This is a genomic window from Methylophaga sp. UBA2513, assembly GCF_002341285.1.
In the GTDB taxonomy this organism is placed as follows: domain Bacteria; phylum Pseudomonadota; class Gammaproteobacteria; order Nitrosococcales; family Methylophagaceae; genus Methylophaga; species Methylophaga marina.
Map to the genome: position 1 here is coordinate 57,276 of NZ_DDNT01000018.1, position 20,557 is coordinate 77,832.

Annotated in this window: 32 protein-coding genes; 30 read left to right on the plus strand and 2 right to left on the minus strand. The window is 43.4% G+C overall.

All coding sequences use genetic code 11. The annotated features are described in order from the left end of the window. Positions 1-46: 46 nt before the first annotated feature. Positions 47-775 (minus strand): hypothetical protein, encoded by a 729-nt coding sequence (locus B3V56_RS10780; protein WP_289281530.1) that lies wholly within the window; start codon positions 773-775, stop codon positions 47-49. Positions 776-804: 29 nt separating this feature from the next. Further along, positions 805-1,485, minus strand: a complete 681-nt coding sequence (locus B3V56_RS10785) for a S24 family peptidase (RefSeq protein ID WP_289281531.1) — start codon at positions 1,483-1,485, stop codon at positions 805-807. Between the two features lie 93 nt (positions 1,486-1,578). Here B3V56_RS10785 and B3V56_RS10790 point away from each other — a divergent pair, with 93 nt between their 5' ends. From B3V56_RS10790 to B3V56_RS10935, 30 genes are all read left to right on the plus strand, one after another. Further along, on the plus strand, positions 1,579-1,797 hold the full coding sequence (locus B3V56_RS10790; RefSeq protein WP_289281532.1) for a transcriptional regulator: 219 nt from the start codon (positions 1,579-1,581) through the stop codon (positions 1,795-1,797). 119 nt (positions 1,798-1,916) lie between these two features. Next, a complete protein-coding gene (locus B3V56_RS10795) occupies positions 1,917-2,396 on the plus strand; it encodes a LuxR C-terminal-related transcriptional regulator (protein WP_289281533.1) in 480 nt (159 codons plus the stop codon). A 3-nt stretch (positions 2,397-2,399) separates the two neighbouring features. Then, positions 2,400-3,236: a helix-turn-helix domain-containing protein gene (locus tag B3V56_RS10800; protein WP_289281534.1), complete on the plus strand. Its 837-nt coding sequence runs from the start codon at positions 2,400-2,402 to the stop codon at positions 3,234-3,236. Then, positions 3,229-4,056, plus strand: coding sequence for an ATP-binding protein (locus tag B3V56_RS10805; RefSeq protein WP_289281535.1), 828 nt, complete (start codon positions 3,229-3,231; stop codon positions 4,054-4,056). The genes B3V56_RS10800 and B3V56_RS10805 overlap by 8 nt, the downstream gene beginning before the upstream one ends. Before the next feature lie 13 nt (positions 4,057-4,069). Beyond that, entirely contained in the window at positions 4,070-4,561 is a 492-nt protein-coding gene (locus tag B3V56_RS10810; RefSeq protein WP_289284275.1) for a hypothetical protein, read from the plus strand. Then, positions 4,561-4,860, plus strand: a complete 300-nt coding sequence (locus B3V56_RS10815) for a hypothetical protein (protein ID WP_289281537.1) — start codon at positions 4,561-4,563, stop codon at positions 4,858-4,860. Before B3V56_RS10810 ends, B3V56_RS10815 begins: the two co-directional genes overlap by 1 nt. Continuing rightward, positions 4,853-6,316 carry a DUF4942 domain-containing protein gene (locus B3V56_RS10820; protein WP_289284276.1) on the plus strand — a complete coding sequence of 488 codons (1,464 nt, stop codon included), beginning with the start codon at positions 4,853-4,855 and terminating at the stop codon, positions 6,314-6,316. The genes B3V56_RS10815 and B3V56_RS10820 overlap by 8 nt, the downstream gene beginning before the upstream one ends. Then, the gene (locus B3V56_RS10825; RefSeq protein WP_289284277.1) at positions 6,313-6,813 is read left to right on the plus strand and encodes a hypothetical protein; all 501 of its coding nucleotides are present in this window, start codon (positions 6,313-6,315) and stop codon (positions 6,811-6,813) included. The genes B3V56_RS10820 and B3V56_RS10825 overlap by 4 nt, the downstream gene beginning before the upstream one ends. Continuing rightward, positions 6,810-7,088: a hypothetical protein gene (locus B3V56_RS10830; protein WP_289281542.1), complete on the plus strand. Its 279-nt coding sequence runs from the start codon at positions 6,810-6,812 to the stop codon at positions 7,086-7,088. The genes B3V56_RS10825 and B3V56_RS10830 overlap by 4 nt, the downstream gene beginning before the upstream one ends. Positions 7,089-7,283: 195 nt before the next feature. Continuing rightward, the gene (locus B3V56_RS10835) at positions 7,284-7,874 is read left to right on the plus strand and encodes an HNH endonuclease signature motif containing protein (RefSeq protein ID WP_289284278.1); all 591 of its coding nucleotides are present in this window, start codon (positions 7,284-7,286) and stop codon (positions 7,872-7,874) included. After that, positions 7,858-8,145: a DUF1364 domain-containing protein gene (locus B3V56_RS10840; protein WP_289281545.1), complete on the plus strand. Its 288-nt coding sequence runs from the start codon at positions 7,858-7,860 to the stop codon at positions 8,143-8,145. Before B3V56_RS10835 ends, B3V56_RS10840 begins: the two co-directional genes overlap by 17 nt. Before the next feature lie 149 nt (positions 8,146-8,294). Further along, a complete protein-coding gene (locus B3V56_RS10845) occupies positions 8,295-8,519 on the plus strand; it encodes a hypothetical protein (protein ID WP_289281546.1) in 225 nt (74 codons plus the stop codon). Continuing rightward, positions 8,516-8,896: a VRR-NUC domain-containing protein gene (locus tag B3V56_RS10850; RefSeq protein ID WP_289281547.1), complete on the plus strand. Its 381-nt coding sequence runs from the start codon at positions 8,516-8,518 to the stop codon at positions 8,894-8,896. The genes B3V56_RS10845 and B3V56_RS10850 overlap by 4 nt, the downstream gene beginning before the upstream one ends. Further along, complete coding sequence (locus B3V56_RS10855; protein ID WP_289281548.1) at positions 8,889-9,206, plus strand: hypothetical protein; 318 nt, start codon at positions 8,889-8,891, stop codon at positions 9,204-9,206. The genes B3V56_RS10850 and B3V56_RS10855 overlap by 8 nt, the downstream gene beginning before the upstream one ends. Then, the gene (locus tag B3V56_RS10860) at positions 9,169-9,501 is read left to right on the plus strand and encodes a hypothetical protein (RefSeq protein WP_289281549.1); all 333 of its coding nucleotides are present in this window, start codon (positions 9,169-9,171) and stop codon (positions 9,499-9,501) included. The genes B3V56_RS10855 and B3V56_RS10860 overlap by 38 nt, the downstream gene beginning before the upstream one ends. Positions 9,502-9,762: 261 nt before the next feature. After that, positions 9,763-10,074 carry a phage holin gene (locus tag B3V56_RS10865; RefSeq protein WP_289281550.1) on the plus strand — a complete coding sequence of 104 codons (312 nt, stop codon included), beginning with the start codon at positions 9,763-9,765 and terminating at the stop codon, positions 10,072-10,074. A gap of 36 nt (positions 10,075-10,110) precedes the next feature. Then, on the plus strand, positions 10,111-10,695 hold the full coding sequence (locus tag B3V56_RS10870) for a hypothetical protein (protein ID WP_289281551.1): 585 nt from the start codon (positions 10,111-10,113) through the stop codon (positions 10,693-10,695). Then, complete coding sequence (locus B3V56_RS10875) at positions 10,696-11,175, plus strand: hypothetical protein (protein ID WP_289281552.1); 480 nt, start codon at positions 10,696-10,698, stop codon at positions 11,173-11,175. It abuts the gene before it with no gap. Between the two features lie 5 nt (positions 11,176-11,180). Continuing rightward, entirely contained in the window at positions 11,181-12,545 is a 1,365-nt protein-coding gene (locus B3V56_RS10880) for a PBSX family phage terminase large subunit (RefSeq protein ID WP_289281553.1), read from the plus strand. 24 nt (positions 12,546-12,569) lie between these two features. Next, positions 12,570-13,877 (plus strand): DUF1073 domain-containing protein, encoded by a 1,308-nt coding sequence (locus B3V56_RS10885; protein WP_289281554.1) that lies wholly within the window; start codon positions 12,570-12,572, stop codon positions 13,875-13,877. Beyond that, positions 13,877-14,659: a phage minor head protein gene (locus tag B3V56_RS10890; RefSeq protein WP_289284279.1), complete on the plus strand. Its 783-nt coding sequence runs from the start codon at positions 13,877-13,879 to the stop codon at positions 14,657-14,659. Before B3V56_RS10885 ends, B3V56_RS10890 begins: the two co-directional genes overlap by 1 nt. Beyond that, positions 14,659-15,762, plus strand: a complete 1,104-nt coding sequence (locus B3V56_RS10895; RefSeq protein WP_289281557.1) for a DUF2213 domain-containing protein — start codon at positions 14,659-14,661, stop codon at positions 15,760-15,762. The genes B3V56_RS10890 and B3V56_RS10895 overlap by 1 nt, the downstream gene beginning before the upstream one ends. A gap of 2 nt (positions 15,763-15,764) precedes the next feature. Next, on the plus strand, positions 15,765-16,262 hold the full coding sequence (locus B3V56_RS10900) for a structural cement protein Gp24 (protein WP_289281558.1): 498 nt from the start codon (positions 15,765-15,767) through the stop codon (positions 16,260-16,262). Between the two features lie 2 nt (positions 16,263-16,264). Continuing rightward, a complete protein-coding gene (locus B3V56_RS10905; RefSeq protein ID WP_289284280.1) occupies positions 16,265-17,284 on the plus strand; it encodes a DUF2184 domain-containing protein in 1,020 nt (339 codons plus the stop codon). 46 nt (positions 17,285-17,330) lie between these two features. After that, entirely contained in the window at positions 17,331-17,645 is a 315-nt protein-coding gene (locus B3V56_RS10910; protein WP_289281561.1) for a hypothetical protein, read from the plus strand. A gap of 11 nt (positions 17,646-17,656) precedes the next feature. Beyond that, positions 17,657-18,076: a DUF4054 domain-containing protein gene (locus tag B3V56_RS10915; RefSeq protein WP_289281562.1), complete on the plus strand. Its 420-nt coding sequence runs from the start codon at positions 17,657-17,659 to the stop codon at positions 18,074-18,076. After that, positions 18,076-18,540, plus strand: a complete 465-nt coding sequence (locus B3V56_RS10920) for a hypothetical protein (RefSeq protein WP_289281563.1) — start codon at positions 18,076-18,078, stop codon at positions 18,538-18,540. Before B3V56_RS10915 ends, B3V56_RS10920 begins: the two co-directional genes overlap by 1 nt. Next, positions 18,537-18,890, plus strand: coding sequence for a hypothetical protein (locus B3V56_RS10925; protein ID WP_289281564.1), 354 nt, complete (start codon positions 18,537-18,539; stop codon positions 18,888-18,890). The genes B3V56_RS10920 and B3V56_RS10925 overlap by 4 nt, the downstream gene beginning before the upstream one ends. Further along, positions 18,880-19,410, plus strand: a complete 531-nt coding sequence (locus B3V56_RS10930; protein ID WP_289281565.1) for a phage neck terminator protein — start codon at positions 18,880-18,882, stop codon at positions 19,408-19,410. Before B3V56_RS10925 ends, B3V56_RS10930 begins: the two co-directional genes overlap by 11 nt. Positions 19,411-19,413: 3 nt before the next feature. Next, positions 19,414-20,553, plus strand: coding sequence for a DUF3383 family protein (locus B3V56_RS10935; protein ID WP_289281566.1), 1,140 nt, complete (start codon positions 19,414-19,416; stop codon positions 20,551-20,553). Positions 20,554-20,557 lie beyond the last annotated feature (4 nt).

Below are 20,557 nucleotides of genomic sequence, written 5' to 3' on the forward strand. Positions count from 1 at the left end.
CCCCGACAAAGCGGGGTTAATTGTTGCTTAATATAGTAATTATTATCTAATAGTAATGCCTGTGAATTGTTCCATTGAAATGTAATTGATACAAATAATTGCAGTCTGCATTTACGACCGAATATTTCGCTGCATTAAAACCAAGATTGTATAGGTTTATAACGTGCTTTCTGTTTATTTTCTCGTAAGACTTGATAGCCTCATTGACAGTTAAGATATTTTCACCTCTAAAGCTTCGTTTATAGTCTTCACACCCGATTGTGAATGGCCCTTCGGGATCTGTTTCCTTTCTCTTTTTCTCATCTGCAAAACGCTTTTCAGCTTTAACTCGGTTTTCACGAATCTGATTATCAATATAATCTTTTACCTCAGATACATCCACAGAGCAGTTCGCTCTATTTACCACAACGTGAACGCCATCGGTTTGTATTGAAACTTCTTTTCTAAGAGAAGGTGTAAACGTAATCGCCTTGCGTGAAGGCGCAATAATAGACTTAAGAAGAGAGTCCTTTTCCGGTGGCGGCTGTGGGCACTGAACCATGTCTCGAACAGCGTAATAGAGATCAGACTGATTGATAAAAACCGAGTCTTCACGCCATGAAGCTGTCGCTGGGTAAACCAATAGCTCTGTGCGATGCATTGCTTTGTAAGCTGCTGTAGCATCACTCACACTCATTCCTTGGCTCATGAAATAATTTATTGAATCTTTGCTTTCATGGCGTGATACGCAAGAGGCGATTAATGAAATAGATAATATTACTAATATAGAACGCATCACCTTACCTTATTATCATTGCTGTTTATTTACAAATCCTTACCTTCCCAGACCTTCAATACGCGACCAAAAATCTCGAAGTCCATATCGCTGCGAATATACCATGGCGGGAAATCCTCATTTTTTGATAAAACTCTGACGCCTTCACCAGGCACCTTCTGAAGTAGCTTTATAAATCCCTCTTCACCAACTCTAAAAAAGTACACTGCATCATAATCGAGAGACTTTATACCAACATCAACAATCAATGGATCGCCAGAATTAAACATGCCTTTCATTGATGGGCCTAGGCCAGTGACTATCCTAAGATTTCCTATCCCCGTATTTGATGGGAGATTAGATGCCCATAGTTTTGATACGCGCCAGTCGATAACTTCTCCGACTTCATCAAGTAAAGCTGCACCTTTACCCATGGCTCCCCTCACATCCGTATATTGATGGATAGTTATGTAATCACCAACCCCTGTGGTGTTCACGGTTCTAGTGGCTTGTTTCATTCCATAGCGGAGCCAATCAGGATCACATTCAAGAACTCTCGCAAGATGAGGAAGAAACCATGGGTTTTTAGTCCTTCCTGTCATTACTTTGCTAAGTGCAGGTTGGCTTACCGGGTCAAATCCGTTTTCTTTTAAGTACCTTTCCAATGCCTTGAAAACGGACTGCTTTATCAGCCCTAAATCAGACATCCTCTGTGCTATACGCTCTTTCATGGTTTCCATCTTGCTGAGCATATAACTGTAGTTATTGATTGTAAAATAACAAAAGTTATTGACTCGATATAACCAAAGTTATAAACTCGACTCATGAATAAAAATGAACGACCAATTGATCTAGCGATTCGACTGGCTGGAACGCAAACAGCACTCGCTGATATGTCTGGAGTGACACAGGCCTGTATCAGCAAATTATTCAGCGGCAAGTCAAAGCGCATGGATCCAGATACAGCAATAAAAATATCTGCTGCGCTGAACATACCTAAACACGTTCTGCGTCCGGACATTTTTGACGCGCCATCAGCATAACCCGCACCCACTACTCGTGGGTGTTTTTGTTTGCTGCTCAAATTTATAGGGCTCAGTTCTTTCATGGTTACAGGTTAACGGAAAGGGCGGGGCCAGAAAATTACCCAAATGGGGGATATATGAGACTACACGTCGAATTTATACAGAATATGTTCTCTCCCAGAGTTCAAGAAGCGGTCAAACGCCTTGCCTCTGGCGATAGTTACAAAGAAGCAGCCAGAGAGCTTGATGTAGATACCGAAACGGTCAAGTCATACGCCTCAGTTTTCCGTAAAGAGTTAAACGCCAGAAACACGCTTGAGGGTATTTCTATCCTTGTGGCTCGTGGCGTTATCAAGCTGAGCGAAATCGACAAAAAAACACTTATCACGTGTGGGTTGATCATCCTGTCAGGTTCTCATTCAGATTACCTGATGGCTAAAACAGTACGAGCGTCAAAGACGACACGAATGGAGAGAAGAAATAATGAGATCGCACAGCCTGAAAATGGCGGGGAAATGGTTCATCAATGGCATCAAAGGCTTGTTCTTTGCGGTGTGGTGTCTAATCGACTTTCTTCTGCGTCCGTTCGGGAAAGAAAAGAAGTAGAGGCTGTTTAGTTAGTGAAACATTCAATCCACATTAACCAGCGTCAAGCATTGCAGTTAGGTATTAAAAACCTAACGCAAGGCCATATTTTCGACATGCTTACAGGTGCATCGACTTGGGCAGCACCTGAAGTTGTTGATGGTGAGGTTTATTACTGGGTTTCACGACAGCGTATTAGTGAGCAATTACCACTTGCTGATCTAAAGCCAGACACAATTTATCGCAACCTTAAAAAGCTATCTGAATTAGGACTTATTGACTATATAAAAGTGGGTAAAAAGGATTGTGTTCGACTTACCCAAAAAGGCAAAACCTACTATGTCGGATCTAGATCCGGATTAGAAGAAAACACTATGTCGGATTTAGATCCGAATAATGACGAAAACTCGGATCTAAATCCGAGAAAACTCGGATCTAAATCCGAAAAACACTCGGATCTAAATCCGACATATAAGTCTATAAATAACATAAGTCCTATAAGTGATAAGGCTAAAAACAAGTCGAGCGACTCAGAAGTCGCAGCTCGACGCGTTGCCAATCACCTACACAAAAAACTCACAGAAGAAATTCCAGAAGCCAGCACGGTAAAACCTGAAAGTTGGATAACTGAAATTGAGAGAGCTATTCGCCTTGATGGGCGAACAGAAGAGCAGCTCATCAACATCATCGACTGGATTTACTCTGCTGGCACGTTTTGGATCCCAAATATCCAGTCCGGCAAAAAGCTGCGAGAGAAGTACGTGACGATGGTTGCTCAAAGCCGCAGGCCAAGCCAAGACAGAAAGCCAGCTAACGACTTCAACAACACTGATTACTCAGAAGGCACAGAAGGATTTATCACCCATGGTTGATACAACACAGCGAGAAGTTACCTGTGAAAAGCACAGAATCGCATACACGGCTAACGTGATGATGTTTGGCGGTAGGGAAATAGTTACTGACTGCCCCAAGTGTCAGAACGAATACGAAGAAAGGCAGCGAGAAAAAGAGCGGTTAGCCCGCCAAGAGCATAACCAGAAAATGATTGCTCACGAGTTCAAGCGTTCAGGTATTCCACCACGCTACACCACAAGAAGTTTTGATAATTTCAGAGCTGCAAATGATGAGCAGAAAAAAGCGTGGCGTATGGCGAAAGGTTACGCAGATACCATCACCGACAAAATGCAAAGCGGGGCAGGCCTGATTCTCGCTGGCAAGCCTGGCACTGGCAAAACTCATCTTGCTTGTGCTGTTGCTAATCAGTTTGTCACCACTGGCGGAAATGTTCTATTCATCACCGTGTCAGCAATGCTCAGACGTATTCGCGAGACATACAGAAAAGACAGCGACAAAACTGAGCAGCAAGCAATCGACGAATTGCGAAACATTGACCTGTTAATCATCGATGAGATTGGTGTCCAGAAAGGCAGCGAAAGCGAAGAACATCTGCTTTTTGAGGTGATTAACGAGCGGTACAACTACTTCAAGCCAACAATCCTGATCTCAAATCTAAACGCAAAAGATATCAAGCAATTCATCGGTGAGCGTGCCTTAGACCGTATGCGTGAGGGTGGAGGTAAGTTCATAGCCTTTGAGTGGGAATCATACCGTAGCAACGTTGCAGCAGATGAAAACCTACCTGATGCATCGAAAGCGATTTACACCGTTGATAACAAACAGCAGTACATATAGCGAGGGCTTAACCATGACAACTAACCAAGACAAAACCATCTACGTTACAGGAGATAATCAGGAGTTTGTGCCGGAAATCGGCAAAGAATGTTTTGTTGTTTGGTTTGATAGGAGAAACGAAAAAATCACTCCGTCTTATGTTGGTAAACAATCGATGGTTTTCACAGATGAGCAAGGTGATGAACGGTGTGTGTACCTATCAAACATTATTGAGTTTCAACCCCTAAAAACCGAAGCCGAGATTAGGCGGGAAAAGGCAATCGAATCTTTAACTGCTGACATTTGCAATATGTCAGATATGTATTTAGTTCCTCCTGGCTTGTTGGCTGAGCGTTTAGCGAAAGAAGGCTACATCAAGCCGAGAGAGATAACTACAGAAGCAACCAATAATGCAGCTGAGTCTTTTGTGAAAGAAAAGGTTGGCGATGTTATGGATTTAATGTCCTTATTAAGTTTTGCAGAAGGCGCACGCTGGGCAGAAAAACACATCAAAGGAGAAGCCTAATGCACACTCCTTTAGCCAAAACAAACGATCCAATTTCAAGTCACGCAGCAGGATATAAGTTTGCTAACTCAGAAGTGCTTAAAAATCACGAGGCCATAATTCTTGATTTGCTTCGTAGATTCCCAAACAGAACAAGCAAACAGTTAGCCGCTATCGAAAAAGAAGAAAGCGGCGAATATGCACTTGACCGTTACCAGATAGCCAGACGCTTGTCTGGCATGGAAGAAAAAGGGCTTATCAAGGGCACAGATAAAAGCGTTAAGGGTGAACGTCAGTGGTGGGCGGTGAAAATTGTTTAATCCAGACTTCTACCCTACACCAGCCCATTTAGCCACACGAATGGCGGCAATGATTACACCTGAGTTCAGCAAGAGAATCCTTGAACCATCAGCGGGTAAGGGTGATTTAGCTAAAGCAGTAATATCTCGTTTCAGTCGTTACGGTAAAGGCAAGATTGACTGTATCGAGAAAGAACCTGAATTGCGGTCCCTGTTAGTTGGTGAAGGCTTTCGTGTTGTTGATACTGACTTCTTAGCCTACGCCAGCACCAAGCAGTACGACACTATCATCATGAACCCACCGTTTAGCAATGGTGATAAGCATGTACTAAAAGCGTGGGAAATTATTTACAGCGGTGACGTGATAGCACTGCTTAATGCTGAAACATTAAAAAACCCTCATACAGAATCAAGAAAGTTACTTGTTAGCCTGGTTGAGCAGCATGGTGAGGTTGAGTACCTACAGGGCCAGTTCGTCGACGCAGAGCGTAAAACGGGTGTTGAGGTTGCTTTAATAAAGCTGAGTAAGCGTAACAGCGTAAACAGTGATTATTTCCAAGGTATGAAGCAGGCAGAAAAAGAAGATGAGCCGGCAGAATACGGTAACCAGTTAGCGCTACCTGAAAGCCGTATTGAAAACATGGTCCTGGCATATACCAGTGCAGTCGACGCAAAAAGACGAGCAGTTATCTCAGCAGCAGAATCAGCTTATTACGCAAGCCTAATCAACGGTAATGGTGAAGATGAAACCGAGATGGTCAAAGAGTCACTTAATGACTTTGTGGACCAACTTCGTGAATCGGCATGGCGAACAGTCACCAGTCTTGCCGACTTCCATAAGTACATGACGGAAAAAGTCAGAGAGCAGTTTGAGGCTCAAATTTCTATTGTAAGCAATCTTGAGTTCACTACTGAAAACATCAAGACGTTCCTTAAAAACCTAGTCAAAGACTACGACTCAATCATTGAAGAATGCATTGAGGAAGCCTTCGACTTAATGACTCGTTACCACAAAGAAAACAGGGTCCATATCGAAGGTTGGAAAAGCAACGATTATTTCTTCGTCAACAAGCGTGTCGTGCTCCCAAATATGTGTGACATACATTTCATGATCACAAAGAAAATACGCTGGGAAAAAGAGCGTGTACTTGATGATATCGACAAAGCACTAGCTCACATTGCAGGGCTTCAAGACCAAGTCGACGCCGTTGATGAGCATGGCAGGAAATATAAAAAGCCCGGTTACAAAAAAGTATCAGCTGCACTCAATGATGAGGCGGTCGACTTTGGTGAAAGAGTAGAGAGTGAATTCTTTTATGCTCGAGTGTTCAAAAAAGGCACGGTCCATCTTTACTTCAAAGATATGAAATTGCTTGAGCAATTCAATCTGATTGTCGGGCGTAAACGTGCATGGCTTCCAAAACAAGATGAGCGAGTGCCTGAAGCTTTTTGGGTGATGAATGGGAGGGCAGCATGAACCCCCAAACCTTCCACATATCAACACCAGTAACCAGAGCTAATTGCATAGCGTTTATTTCTCAGATTGATGATCCAAACGCAATCGTGGTCATAAAAAATAAAAAAGAGACTCGCAGTGCTGCTCAACTTCGTCTCAAGTGGGTGTGGATGGGTGTATTACAAAAAGAACGTGCAGGCTTTGAAGGTAGAAGCCGTGAAGGCTGGAATCGTTATTTTAAAGGCAAATACATTCGTCCGATTTTGCTTGAACAGGATGAACAGTATCACGAGTTCTTCACCAACGCAGACAGAATGCTTGAACAAGCACCGGATGACGAAACAAGAAAATGGGCTATCAACACATTCCTTGATGCCATCAAAACAGAATGGTTAAACGTCAGAAATATGCATGAGTTCATGACGCTTATTGACCGTTATTGCACACATCAATTTCAAATAAGTTTACCAGTCCCGGGTGACTTGGGCTGGGCTTATGAGCGGGAGAATAAATCATGAGTAAATACATAAGTGTAAAGGTAGATGAAAAGATTCATATCGCCAAAAATTCAATGTCGAACGATAGATTCACTGCTGTTACATGGGTTGACTCTGATGAGGAAGCAAAACTGTTTTTAAGAAGGCTGAATAAAGACATCGAAAAAAACAGGACTGAATGCTTATCTAATATGCAGCAGAGCATGCTCAAGCTAAACGCAATGACTTTAAGAGGTATGGAGGGAAGTAGATTATGTGGCCCGTATCTTGGTGGGCTGGGGTTTGCTTCATCATGAACCAATACAAAGCACTAATCATAGGCCAGTTATTCATGTTTGCTGTTTTTTGGTTGATTGTTTGGGGGTTGGCATGAGCGATATCGTGCAGAAGATAGCCTTTACTTCCCTTTTTGTATTTTTCATTACATTCATTTTGACTGCATACGGCAATCACCTTGGCGTTAATACTGAAGCGATTGGAAATGTTGCTCTATGGTCATTCGTGATTATGGTTTTTTCGGTGATTGTGAGGATTTGGTTGTGAGCAAACTAACCAACAAATCAAAAGGCACTACATGCATACGCTGTGGCAGCTCTGATGCTTACAAGAAATTTCTGAAAAGGCGTGAAGAGTCAGTGGTTGTTGATCCTGATACTGGGTGCCATCTATGGATTGGAGCAAGGGATGGCGGTGGCTACGGTTATGTGACTGTATATCTTGGTGATGGAACAAAGAAAAATTATAAAACGCATCGCATTGTTTATCAGTTTGAAGCTGGCGATTCAGTTGATGGCTACATTGTAATGCATAAATGTGATAACCCGTCTTGCTGCAATGTAAGCCACCTAATGCTTGGCACTCTATCTGACAACACAAGGGATATGGTTAAAAAGAAAAGACACCCAAAACATATGAGGGCATGCAGTGGAAATAAAAATAGAAGGTTAAGTGACGCCCAAGTTAAAGAGATTTTGGCTTCAAAATTAAGCAGTAGAAAAATAGCTCCGAAATTCGGGATTTCATATATGACCATACTCCAAATTAGAAAAAATAACGGATATAGAAATGAGCACAATGCGTAAGTCAGCCAGAGGCCAAGAGTGCCAGGTTCGTCTAATCGGCATCTGCAATTTCAATCCTGAAACAACAGTATTAGCCCATCTTGGCGGTGGCGGTATAGGTATGAAGAAAAACGATATCCACGGCGCTTTCTGCTGCTCTGCTTGTCATGACGCTTTAGACGGTAGAACAAAGTATCTCATCGACAAAGAAACGCTTGAGCTAGCACATAGACAGGGTGTCGAGAGGACACAGGATATATGGCTAAAGATGGGGTTAATAAAAATTGGTTAGCCGTGACCTATGGCCCAGACAGTACGCTGCAAAAATACTTGAAGGCAAAACCAAAGAAGAACGCCAAAAGCTACTAGATGAAGTACCAGAGCATTTACAGAATTGGGTTAAGAAAATAGTTGTTAATGAGTTTGAGAGAAGGAAAAAGCATGGCTGATGAGGCAGATATCGGTAACGAAGTAGCAGAACGCAACCTTAATATGGCATTGCAAGCAGCTAAAACAGTTAAACGAGAGCAATCAGAAGAATGTGTTGAATGTGGTGACGTTATTTCAGCAGCAAGACAGCAGGCCACCGGAGGGACTGATATTTGTGCGCCTTGTCTATATGTTCAAGAGCAAAACGCTAAACGTTATCGGGGGAATGGCTGGTGAGCGAAGACCTACATCAAGAAGCGCTGTTTAAGTGGGCTGCAATATCAAACATCCCAGAGCTTGAGCTAATGCATCACATACCTAATGGTGGGCATAGAAACAAAAGAACAGCAGCCAGGTTAAAAGCTCAAGGCGTCAAGTCTGGTGTGCCAGATGTATTCCTTCCTGTAGCCCGTGGCGGCTTTCATGGCCTATATATCGAGATGAAGAAACCAAAAGACGCCAAATCAAGTGCAGGTAAAGCCACAGCAAATCAGCTCAGGTGGCAAACAAAGCTAAATGACAACGGTTATATGGCTGTTATCTGTGTCGGATGGGAAGCAGCAAAGGACACCATTATTGCTTATTTGAATTGTGAGGAGGTGAGTCATGGCTGAGTGGATGATCTTAGATGATGACTCAATCGAGGAGTGGGACTTCATAAAAGATATCAGAAAGCAGAACCAGTACGGGTATGAGGCATTTGTGTTCTACATTGACGGCGAAATAATTGTACTTAGGTCAACAAGCCCAAGAATACACAAAATTGAAACTGAGTGCCTAATCGATACATTCAGCAGATATGACAGCGAGGAGAGGATTCTAAATGTCGTTGAAAAGCACATACGAGAATACGAGGAAAGAAAAGCGGCGCAGAGCAGACGGCTTAATGAAACGCTGGGCATATTTCACGCTGGAAGGGGCTGATGATTTAGGTTACCCGCACCAATCACCAGAGCAAGAACGCGTGTTAGGTATAGACTGTATGCGTGTTGTTAACGAGAAGAAGACACCAGAAGATATATTGACCCAAGGTGTTATTGAGTCACTTGATAAGCAGCGTCAGAAATTAGCCCGCTTGTGCTGGCGTAAACAGTGCAGTTATTCAGAAATAGCGATAAGGCTACAACTAAAAGATAAACTAGGTCGGGTGTCAAAATATCGAGCCAGAGCACAAGTAAAAGCCATACTGGATATGGTCGCTGATAAGGTGCTAATGTGACGCAATATAACCGCCGCTTTTCATGCTGACATTTGTCACGATGGTGGTATAGTTCATGTAAGGTGAGCGAAAGCTCAGCACAGCAGGATAGGAAAGTTACGAAACAGAGAGCCTATCCCTCTATGAAGTTTCAGCAATCAAGCCCCAATCGTTAATTCGGTCGGGGCTTTTTTATTGCCCGATTTCCCGTCACACCTCTCTGCGCGACACCCTTAATCAGTCGGCAATGTGAACACTGACGGGAGCTATACAGGAAGAGTAATGCGGATAGAGATTGCCCAGCATTCAGCAGAGGTTATTGCCGTTGCTGGACAAAAAACGAATAACGCAGCAAGTGGGGCCCTAGTCTTGTTAGGTCTATTCACTCCGGAGCAGTGGGGCGTTATCGCTATTGTTGCGGGTATATTCTTCGCTTTTGCTGGTTACATCACTAACGCATTAATCAACTGGTATTTCAAAGCAAAGCATTTCCGTCTAGAAGAAAGGCGGGTTAAAGCACAAATCAAACTCGATGAGGCAAATATTCAGCCTTTTTCATCAGACGATAACAACGAAACACCAACCAGCCTATAAGGTCAGTGACCAAGCTCAGTGAGGGGCTACACCAAGATGTACAGTGTAAGCGAGATAAACACAAAGATTATCAGCGCCATCAAAATCGTTTTAGATAGTGACCGGCCCGCAAAACTAAAAACATTAACGTATAGCCAGCAAAAAACCGCAATCGACATATTGATGCTGGATCAAGTGTTTAAAAATACTGTTGAGACAGAGGCGAAACAGGAAGGTTTAACCATCGTCGAATATGTCGCTGTGTTGGTTGCTACGGCAATTATTATGGAAACAGGTGGAAAGCTAAAGGGAAGTATAGGCGAGCAAGCTATCGAATCATTACTTAATGATAGAGGCGTTTCTTTTGTAAGAGAGAAGACGTTTTCTGGAATGAGGGATGATGGCCCGCTAAGAATTGATTTCTTTATCCCAGAAATGAATATAGCTATTGAGTATCAAGGTGCTCAGCACTTTGAACCGGTTGATTATTTTGGCGGCATAGAGGCTTTAATAAAAACTAGAAGAAGAGACTCAATAAAGCGCCAATACTGCCACGATAACGGCATCCGAATTGAATATATTAATCACGATCAAGATATAGAGAAAACTCTAGAAGCTATATTGCAATCATTGGTGGCCTAAATGGCTATCTCGCAAGAAAGCTGGGATATGGCTCAGGCTATGTTTGAAGGTGGGGCCAGCTTACAAGAGATCTCATTCAAGACTGATATTGATAGAAGCACAATATCCAAGAAGGCAAAAAAACTTGGATGGGAGAAGGGAGTCAATCAACAGCTAATCGCCGATGAAGTAAGGGTTGCGACTGAAAAATCAACACTAAATCAACAGCAGGTTGAATACCATGATTTCCAGGTAAGCAGTCAACTTGCATTGATTAAAGATATTGAAAGGTTTTCTAGTAACGCAATGCGGAAAGCGGGGGAGCTTCTTCAGGTTTCCGAAAGCGGATCCGATTTTAAAGCGCTGGTTGAGGGTGTCGATCGAATAAGCGTTACAAACAAGATTAACGACCGACATGCTAAGCCAACACAGGTACAGCAAAACACCCAGATTAATAATGAGCAGCCAAGAACTTTAGACGATTACTACAGGCAAGAATAAACGCTATGTTGATGAACCCAGCTCTAAGAGATTTCTGGGCGACTAAATCAAGATACAAAGCATTAAGGGGTGGCAGGGATTCAAGTAAGTCACATGATGCAGCAGGCAACGCAATAAGGATTGCTGATTACTGCAAAGTTAAATTTCTATGCGTCAGGCAGTTTCAGAACAGGATTGATGATTCTGTTTATACGGTACTGAAAGACAAAATTGCAGCGTTTGGATTGCAAGATAGATTTTACGTCACCAACAACAGAATAAAGAATCTGGTTACAGGTTCTGAGTTCATGTTCTATGGAATACAGCGAAACCTCACTGATATTAAGTCAGTCGAGGGTGCTGACATACTTTGGATTGAGGAAGCCGAAGGGCTTACTGAAGAGCAAATGAAAGTCCTCAGGCCAACTATCCGCAAGGAAGGGTCTGAAATATGGCTTGTTTGGAATCCTAGGTTTAAAACAGATTACATTCACAAGCGGTTTGTCGTTGACCCACCTAAAGACTGCGTTTCTCGATTAATAAATTACGATGAAAATCCTTTTTTATCTGAAACGAGCAGAAAAGAGATTGAGCAGTTAAAAGAAGACGACTACGAAGAATACCAGCACGTTTATTTGGGCGTGCCAAAAGACAGCAGCGAAAACTCAATTATCAAGCTTAAATGGATTGAGGCTGTAGTTGATGCGCATTTAAAGATTACACCATTAAGTGGTGAATGGCTTGGCGGTGTAACGGTAGGTTACGACGTTGCCGATGATGGCGATGATGCGAATGCCACCACCACAATGGATGGTTATGTTGCTGTTCATGTTGATGAGTGGAAAGCTGGTGAAGATGAGCTTGATAAGTCTGCTGGGCGCGTCGTAAACACTGCTAAACGATTAAACGCCTCACTGATAGGGTATGACTCCATCGGCGTTGGTGCTGGCACTGGTGCGCATTTCAATAACCTTAAATGGCGCAAGCACTTTAAATTTAATGCAGCAGCAAAAGTGGCTAAGCCAGAAAAGTATTACAGCACTGCTGGCAAGATTAAGAATAAAGATCACTTTGAGAACCTGAAAGCCCAGGCATGGCGAGCTGTATCAGACAGATTTAAAAACACTTATCTAGCCGTGACAAAGGGCAGAAAGTTTAGAGCAGATCAAATGATCAGCATATCAAGTGAGATAGATAAAAAACTCCTTGAAAAGTTAAAGGAAGAATTATCCGTTGTTGAGAAAACGTATAGCTCTTCAGGCAAAGAGATGGTGGAAAGCAAGAAGCAGTTAAGGGCAAGAGAAGTTGATTCTCCCAACATCGCTGATTCTTTCATTATCGCCAACAGTAGAAGCTTAGTGGCGCGTGCGAATATCGCCGACATGCTTTAAATGCGTTAACAGCGCGGAGACAAAATGACAAAGCAAAACCTACCAGCCAGTGACGGATTAGAAAACGTTATGACAGGCTTGGGGACAGCTTCGTCTAAAAACTACCATAGCAAGTTCACGCTTGATGCATTTAACGACTATATGCAGCTTGAAGCGGCTTATCAGTCGAACTGGTTAGCGCGTCAGATTGTTGATATTCCTGCTGATGACATGGTGCGTGAATGGCGTGCTATTAAATGTCAGGACGCAGAACAAATTCGCATTGAAGAAGATAGGCACGACTTACAGCAAACAGTAAACGAGGCGCTATCTTGGGGCCGTTTATACGGTGGTGCAGCTGTCTTAATGCTCACCAATCAGGACTTAGAGAAACCGCTAAACGTTAACCAGGTTAAAAAAGGCGATTTAGAACGTCTTATTGTGTTTGACCGTTATGAGCTAATGCCGCTTTCAATTAACAACTGGAACCCATTAGCTAAGAATTATCTGATGCCTGAATACTACACGGTATATCAGGGTAACCAGCGTATTCACTGGACACATTTTGCTAAATTCATGGGGGCAAAGCTTCCACGCCGTCAGCGTCAAGTCACAATGGGTTGGGGAGATTCAGAATTACGTAAGTGTATTTCTGATTTAAAGCAGACTGTTGCCTCATATGAAGGTATCTCTGAGTTAATGCAAGAAGCTAACCTTGATGTGATTACACGAGAGGGTTTGGCTGATGATTTAACGTCAGACCAAGAATCTGCAATCACTGATAGATACACCTTGTACAGCATGATGAAGTCGCTGTTTAAGCTTTCATTATTAGATGGTGAAGAAAAGCTGGAAAGATTGACGCTCAATCTGTCTGGCGTAGCTCCAGTTATGGAAACACAGATGAGCTGGATTTGCGGTGCTTCACGCATCCCAGAGACAAAGCTATTCGGTAAGTCACCATCAGGCCTTAATTCGTCAGGTGATAGCGAACTAAGAACCTATTACGACGATGTACGCTCATGGCAGGTTAGCCAGCTTGCTCCACCTGTAAATGTGCTTGATCAGGTTTTAGTCCGTTCTGCCCTTGGCAACATGCCTAAAGATTTCAACTGGGAATGGAATCGCCTTTATCAGCCAAACCGTAAAGAAGAAGCTGAAGCGTCAAAAACAGAAGCAGAAACCGACATTATACTGCTAGATGCTGGCGTCATTCAAAAATCACAGGTACAGCGCAGACTTCAATCAGCAGAAGCCTATCAGTTTAATGATGATCAAATTGAAGAGTTAGAGGGTTTGGAAGACGCTAACTTGTTTGACCGGGATGAGCCTGAAACTACGGCAGATGAATAATGCTGCGAGTAGGCACTCAATACAACGTTGAACTTCAACGGATTGTAAACCTGGTTAAAAAGTCGATTGATAAAGAATTGATACCAGCTATTAAGCAGGTTGAATATCAATATGTAGCCGATGAAGCATGGCCCGACAGAATAAGCAACATTCTCAATATTCTAAAGGCTATCTGGTCATCAAGAGAGTTTGACGAAAAATCAAAGCTGATAGCTGGTGAGTTTGTCAGCTCAACCGTAAAGTCAGTTGATAAAAAGAACAAGGCAAAGTTTGGCATTAACGCTTTTGGTAATTCAGAAAAGATGAGTAATTACTTAAGCGCAGCCACCACGCAAAATGCCAACTTAATCAAGTCCATTCCAGAGCAATATTTAAACAACGTTGCAAACACTGTCTTAACGGGCATGAGGAATGGTGTGCTAGCTCGTGATATTGCCAAACAGTTATCTGATGACTATGGCGTAACTCAGCGTCGAGCCCGATTCATTGCCCGCGATCAAACCGCCAAAGTTAACGGCGAGATAGATAAGCGGCGTCAAGTTGATGCTGGCTTTGAATATTTCCAATGGCTGGATAGTGATGATGAGCGAGTAAGGCATAAGCACCGCTTAATTGCTGACAAGAAAACCAAGTACGGCAAAGGCGTTTACAGGTGGGATGACCTACCAAAGAACGATAAAGGCGAAACGATACAACCTGGCTCTGATTTTGGGTGTCGCTGCACAGCACGAGCCAAAACAACAGAATCAGTTGAGAAGTATATGAACAGGAAAAGCAGCTAATGACACGCATAACCGTTCAAGACAAAAGCACGTTTAAGGTGACTCATCGAGAGTTTACCGATGAAGGTTTTTTAAAAGTACCCGGGCGTGTAGCCAAAACAGGCACGCAACAGTACACACGCAAGGAATTACAGCTTGATGGCGATCCAAATGCGATCGTGACTGTTTATCGCCCAGAAGACGAAGTATTCAAAGCTGAATCGCTCGACAGCTATAACGGTGCAGACATTACCATTCGTCACCCTGGCGAATTAGTTAACGCCAAAAACTACAGCCAAACATCAAAAGGCATTGTCCGTGGCGCTGGTCGTCGTGATGGTGACTTCGTATTAGCTGACTTAGTCATCAAAGACCAAGCAGCCATCGACGACATTAACGCCGGTAATGCTGAGCTATCAGCAGGCTACACAGCAGACTATGTAGAACAAGAAGGAACCGCTCCAAACGGAGAGACTTACCAGTATGTGCAGCGTGACATCAAGATTAATCACGTTGCAATAGTGCCTATGGCACGAGCAGGACGGCAAGCCCGTATTTTTGACAACCACCAACAAAGAGAAATGACCATGACACACAAAATCGTTTTAGATTCTGGTCGATCTGTTGATGTAGAGGACGAGGCAACGGCTCTGCTCGTTACTGATGCATTCGACAGATTGAACAAAGAGGTTACTGACTCCAAAGCTGAGATTGAACGCCTGAAGGCCACAATCGACGCCAAAGATGAAGAAATCAAAACACTTAACGTTAAATCCTCAGACGAAGAGCTAAAAACTCGCGTCGAACGGATTGCAAAAGTAAAAGACGCTGCTCTAAAAATTGTAGGCGATCAATTCACCACTGACTCAGTAGACGATGTGGAAATTATGCGATCTGCAATGCAAGCAGTACGTCCAGCAACAGACTGGAAAGATAAATCACCTGAATACATTCAGGCTTCTTTCGATATGGCGCTGGAATCGGCTGAAAAATCACCTGAAAACAAAGCAAAAGAGCAGTATCGCCGCTTAGCTGAAGATGGTGAACGAGGCCAGCAATTAACCAATGACGCATACGAAGACTACAAAGAGCGTATGTCCAAACCAAGCGCACAGGAGGCTTAATCATGGCTGTACAAGGCGGATATGCAATTAACCATAACAAAGCCCTTGCAGGCATGATGGTTGATTCACAAAGAAACAACACTGTATCAAAACTCAACACTACCGACGCAACCGTGCCTTATGGCGTGGCTGTTGCTCGTGATGGTGAAGAAGGTTTTGAACTGTTAACCGATAGTTCTGTTATCGCTGATGTTGTCGGCGTGCTTCGTCGTGAAATGAATCGCGCTGTAGCGGATGGCGACATTCACGGTGTTCCAACAAAACGTGATGGCAGCGTATTAACCGTAGGCACTATTTACGTCCCTGTTATTGCAACAGTAACAGCAGGTCAAGCGGCTTACGTTGTGATCGGTAACGGTACTGACTTAGATACAGTCGGTCACTTTTCAAATGCAGCAGGCACGGGTGCTACTACAGCGATTGCAATGCCTAATGCGAAATTTATCAGCGGTGCTGCTTCTGGCGGTTTAGCTGCATTATCAATTGTCGTAGGAGGCTAAACATGGGACACAAAACCGTTACGCTTGATCGTGACTTGCCAGCATTGGGTCTGGCTAAAGGCGCGGTGTTAAGCTTTGATGAAAATATTCGCACGATGGATGATGGTGTAGCGTTTTACATCAGCCAGCTTGCCAATTTAGAAGAGCGCCTCTATGAGGCTAAATACCTCAATATCAACTATATGGATTTAATCCCAGTTGATACCAGTATGCCTGAATGGGTGGATAGTGTTGATTACATCAGCATTGATGCTGCAACCATGGGTAAATTCATTGGTGCTAACGCTGATGATCTGCCTAACGTCGCTGCAAATGCGCACAAATCATCTATTCCTGTAGGTTACGCTGGTAATGCATTCAGCTATAGTCGTGATGAGCTGCAAAAGTCTGTACAGACACGTATGCCGCTTGATGTGACATTGGCGCGCGGTGCACGCCGTGGTGCTGAAGAGCATATCCAGAGCGTTGCTTATTTCGGTGATTCAGGCCGCGGCATGACTGGCTTATTCAATAACCCTAACTTAACGCTGGATAACTCAACGTTAGATTGGAATGATGCAGGCACTACCGCACTTGAGATTCTGGCTGACATTAACGACTTCTTAAAAAGTGTTTGGATCAATTCTTCAAACATTCATGCGGCTAATACACTTGTATTACCGTCAGAACGTTGGAGCAAGCTTGCTACCACTCCGGTCAGCGATGTAAACCCAGATAAAACCATTCTGGCTTTACTTCGTGAACGTAACGTCTACACGGAAATGACAGGTCAACCACTTCGTATCGTGCCACGCCTTCAGTTATCACAAGAGGAACTGGTGAAATACGATCCAACTGTGACTAAAGATCGCATGATGGCGTATGAGTACAACCAAGAAAACTTGGTAATGCATATACCTATGATGTGGCGTCCATTAGCTCCACAGTTAGACGGTCTGAAAATCATGGTGCCTGCTGAATACAAGGTATCTGGTGTTGAGTTCCGTTATCCGTTGTCAGGTGCATATCGCACATTAATCTAATCAGCTTCAGCCCCGTTAATTCGGGGCTATTTTTTTGGAGAAAGATATGCTCGTTAAAAACAATACAGCAAGAATCATCGGTATTAACAGTCAAGGTGAAAAATCAGTCAAAGTTTTACCTGGCGACAATCCCGCCGTTGAAATCACAGCAAAAATGGCAAAGCTTGATTTTGTGAAAGAATTAATCAAACAAGGTCAATTGGTTGTTGTCACGGAAGAAGAATCTGAAGACAAACCTAAAACTGAAAAAGAACAGTTAATCGAAGACATTGAAGCATTAGGTATTGAAGCTAAATCAAGCTGGACTATCAAGCAGTTGAAAGAAGAACTTGAAAAAGCGTTAAGCGTTAGAAGAATCTGAAGACTAATCAAATGGACATCACCTCATCAATTATCGCCTCGTTTCGTGGTGTTCAGCCCGCCTTTGCAGATGATACAAAGTGGCCTGATGCCATTGTAGAAAATGCACTGTATGAGGCTGACTCGGAAACAGGCGGTAGTGGTTGGGGTGGATTTGAAGATGAAGGGCACAACTTCAAGCGGCGTGGCATGTATTACTACGCTGCGCACTGGTTGTCAGTTACCTACCTGACACAAGATGCCAGTGATACAAGCAATATCAGCCCTAATGCCCGTTTAAATGTGTCGCAAAAATCCGTTGGTGATGAATCTATTCAGTACCGGATAACTGCAATGCAGGAAACAGGAGATGACTGGCTTTCACTGACCAACTACGGCGTTCAGTTTTTACGTCTTCGTCGTCGTGCTGGCATGGGTGCGAGAGCAGTCTAGTGACCGTAAAAATAACCGGACTGCAACAAGTCAGGGACGCATTAAAAAAAGAGTTAGACAAGTTTAGTAGTGAGTATGCCTTGATTGGTATTCATGAAGATGCAGGCAATGTTGAGGGTGAAAACTTCACTATGGCAACGCTCGGCGCTACTCAGCATTTTGGCAACGACAGAGTGCCAGCAAGGCCCTTTCTTGATTTAGGCGTTGCGAAAGGTAATCAAGAGTACCTGCATACCATTCAGAAAGGCATTAAAGACGGATTAACCAGCAAACAGATTGTCGAGCGAGTTGGTTTATTGGCTGTCGGTAATGTTAAAGAATATATAACGGATTTAAGAAGCCCGCCTAATGCGCCAAGCACAATTAAGCGTAAAGGCAGCTCTAATCCGCTAATTGATACCGGCGCTATGAGGGCGAGTATCAAGCACATCGTATCGTCTAAAAAGCCAGAGGAATCGTTATGAGCTTAAGTATGTCGGGTCATATCGATGATGTGTTTGAGTCTGGTGAGGTCACGCTGATTTATAGCGCTGGCAGTTATGTTGACGGTATTTGGGAAGAGGGAACACCTGAAACAGAAGTCTATACGGCAGATATTCAGCCTTTAAATGATAAAGAGCTTGGCAATCTGTTAATGGGTGGTCAGCGGATATTGGATTCAAGAAAACTCTATATCAATGACGGAAACCTTGCTCTGCTAAAGCTTGGTAAGGATATGCAGTTTCTTGATGAGGACTGGAAGATTGTCTCTCGTGATGTAAGGGAAAATCGCAATTACGCAAAAATAGTGGTGGTGAGATACGATGACCAATGAAGAGTTATTCACTATCTTACGCCCCCATATATTGGCATTAACGGGCGTTCCTGAATGCATGCTTTATGCACAGAACGCAGACGCGCCACAAGGCGAATATGCCTCAGTAAATCCACGCTATGCCATTGAGGAAAGAGGTCAGGCCAACATCTATCGAAAAGATGTACCGGGCGATCTCGTTGAATCAGATGTAAGACCACAAGCCATGATCACGGTTGCCGTTGAGTTCTTTCGCGGTGAAGCATTAGAGCGTGCTGAACGCTTATTGCAGATGGGAAAAATAGAAACCGTCACATGGGATTTATTCAAACACAAACTATCCATTAGAAACACAAGCGGCGTTCTCAATTTAACGGCGCTGCAATCAAGCAACTTTGAGCAACGTGCGCGTATTGAGCTCTATCTATGGGCAGAACTCAGCACGAAATACACCGTTAACAACATTTTGGGAACGTCCATTGTGGCGGAAAACGAGGATGGCGACACCATCCAAGAAATTGATATAGACATAAGAGGCTAACAAATGGCTTATCCAGCAGACAGAATCATTCAGGTAAATGCGAGAATCAGCCCTGCTGGTTTGGGCTTTGCCAATTTTGCATCAGCTACATTGTTTGCTGATTCGACAGAGATTGGATCGCTAACAAAAGACACATACAAAACCTATTTCGATATTACTGAAGTGGCAGCGGATTACGCTGATACCACTGACACATATAAAGCCGCTGCTAAATGGCTAGGCGGCACACCTAAGATGCGTCAAATTAATATCTGGGTTACCGATCCAGCCGATGCCACATTAACAGCAACACTTAACAAGGCCCGTGATTCATTCTGGTGGTATTGGACGCTTTTCACTGCTGACACATACGCAGATGCGGCAGAGGTGTTATTGGCGGCTGCATGGTGTGAAGAAAATGCAAGTATGTTTGTTGATAATCAAACTGGAACAGCAGTAGCTGCAATTCGTGATCAGAATGATGATACCGATATTGCCACACAATTAACCACACTGGGTTATCGCCATGCTTACACAGCGGCTCATGCTACTGATGCTTACGCAGGAACGGCGCTAGCTAAACATTTTGCAGCCGTCAATTACAGTGGTGAAAACACAACCATTACCGGCGAGTTTAAAAAGTCACCTGGCGTTGCTTCTGAGGACTTAAAAGGCAGTGAAATTGCCGCAATGGAAGCCGACACGAAGAAAGCGACATTTTATGCAACAGTTGAACTGCAAGGCTCATCTGATGTTGGCCGCTGGTTAAACACCATCACGCACAGCACCTACGGCGAATACATTGATGATGTGGTCAACCTTGATGCGTTTATTAATACGTTGACGGTAAGCACATACAACACCATTGCAAATGTCCCAACAAAACTGAGACAAACGCCACGAGGACAGGCAGTAATTCTTGCATCTGTTGAAGATGATTGCCAGAAGTTCATCACTAACGGATACATGGGGCCGCGCATCTATACAGACCCCGATGATGGCATTGAGAAATACACTGTAGGTTATGAAATCCTAACCAAGCCTGAAGATATATTAGTTATATCTGATGAGGATAGAAATATCAGACTATCAGCCCCTATTCGAGTTCGTATATTCCGAGCAGGTGCCATCCATAAATCAATCATCGACCTAAGCGTCTTTTAAGGAA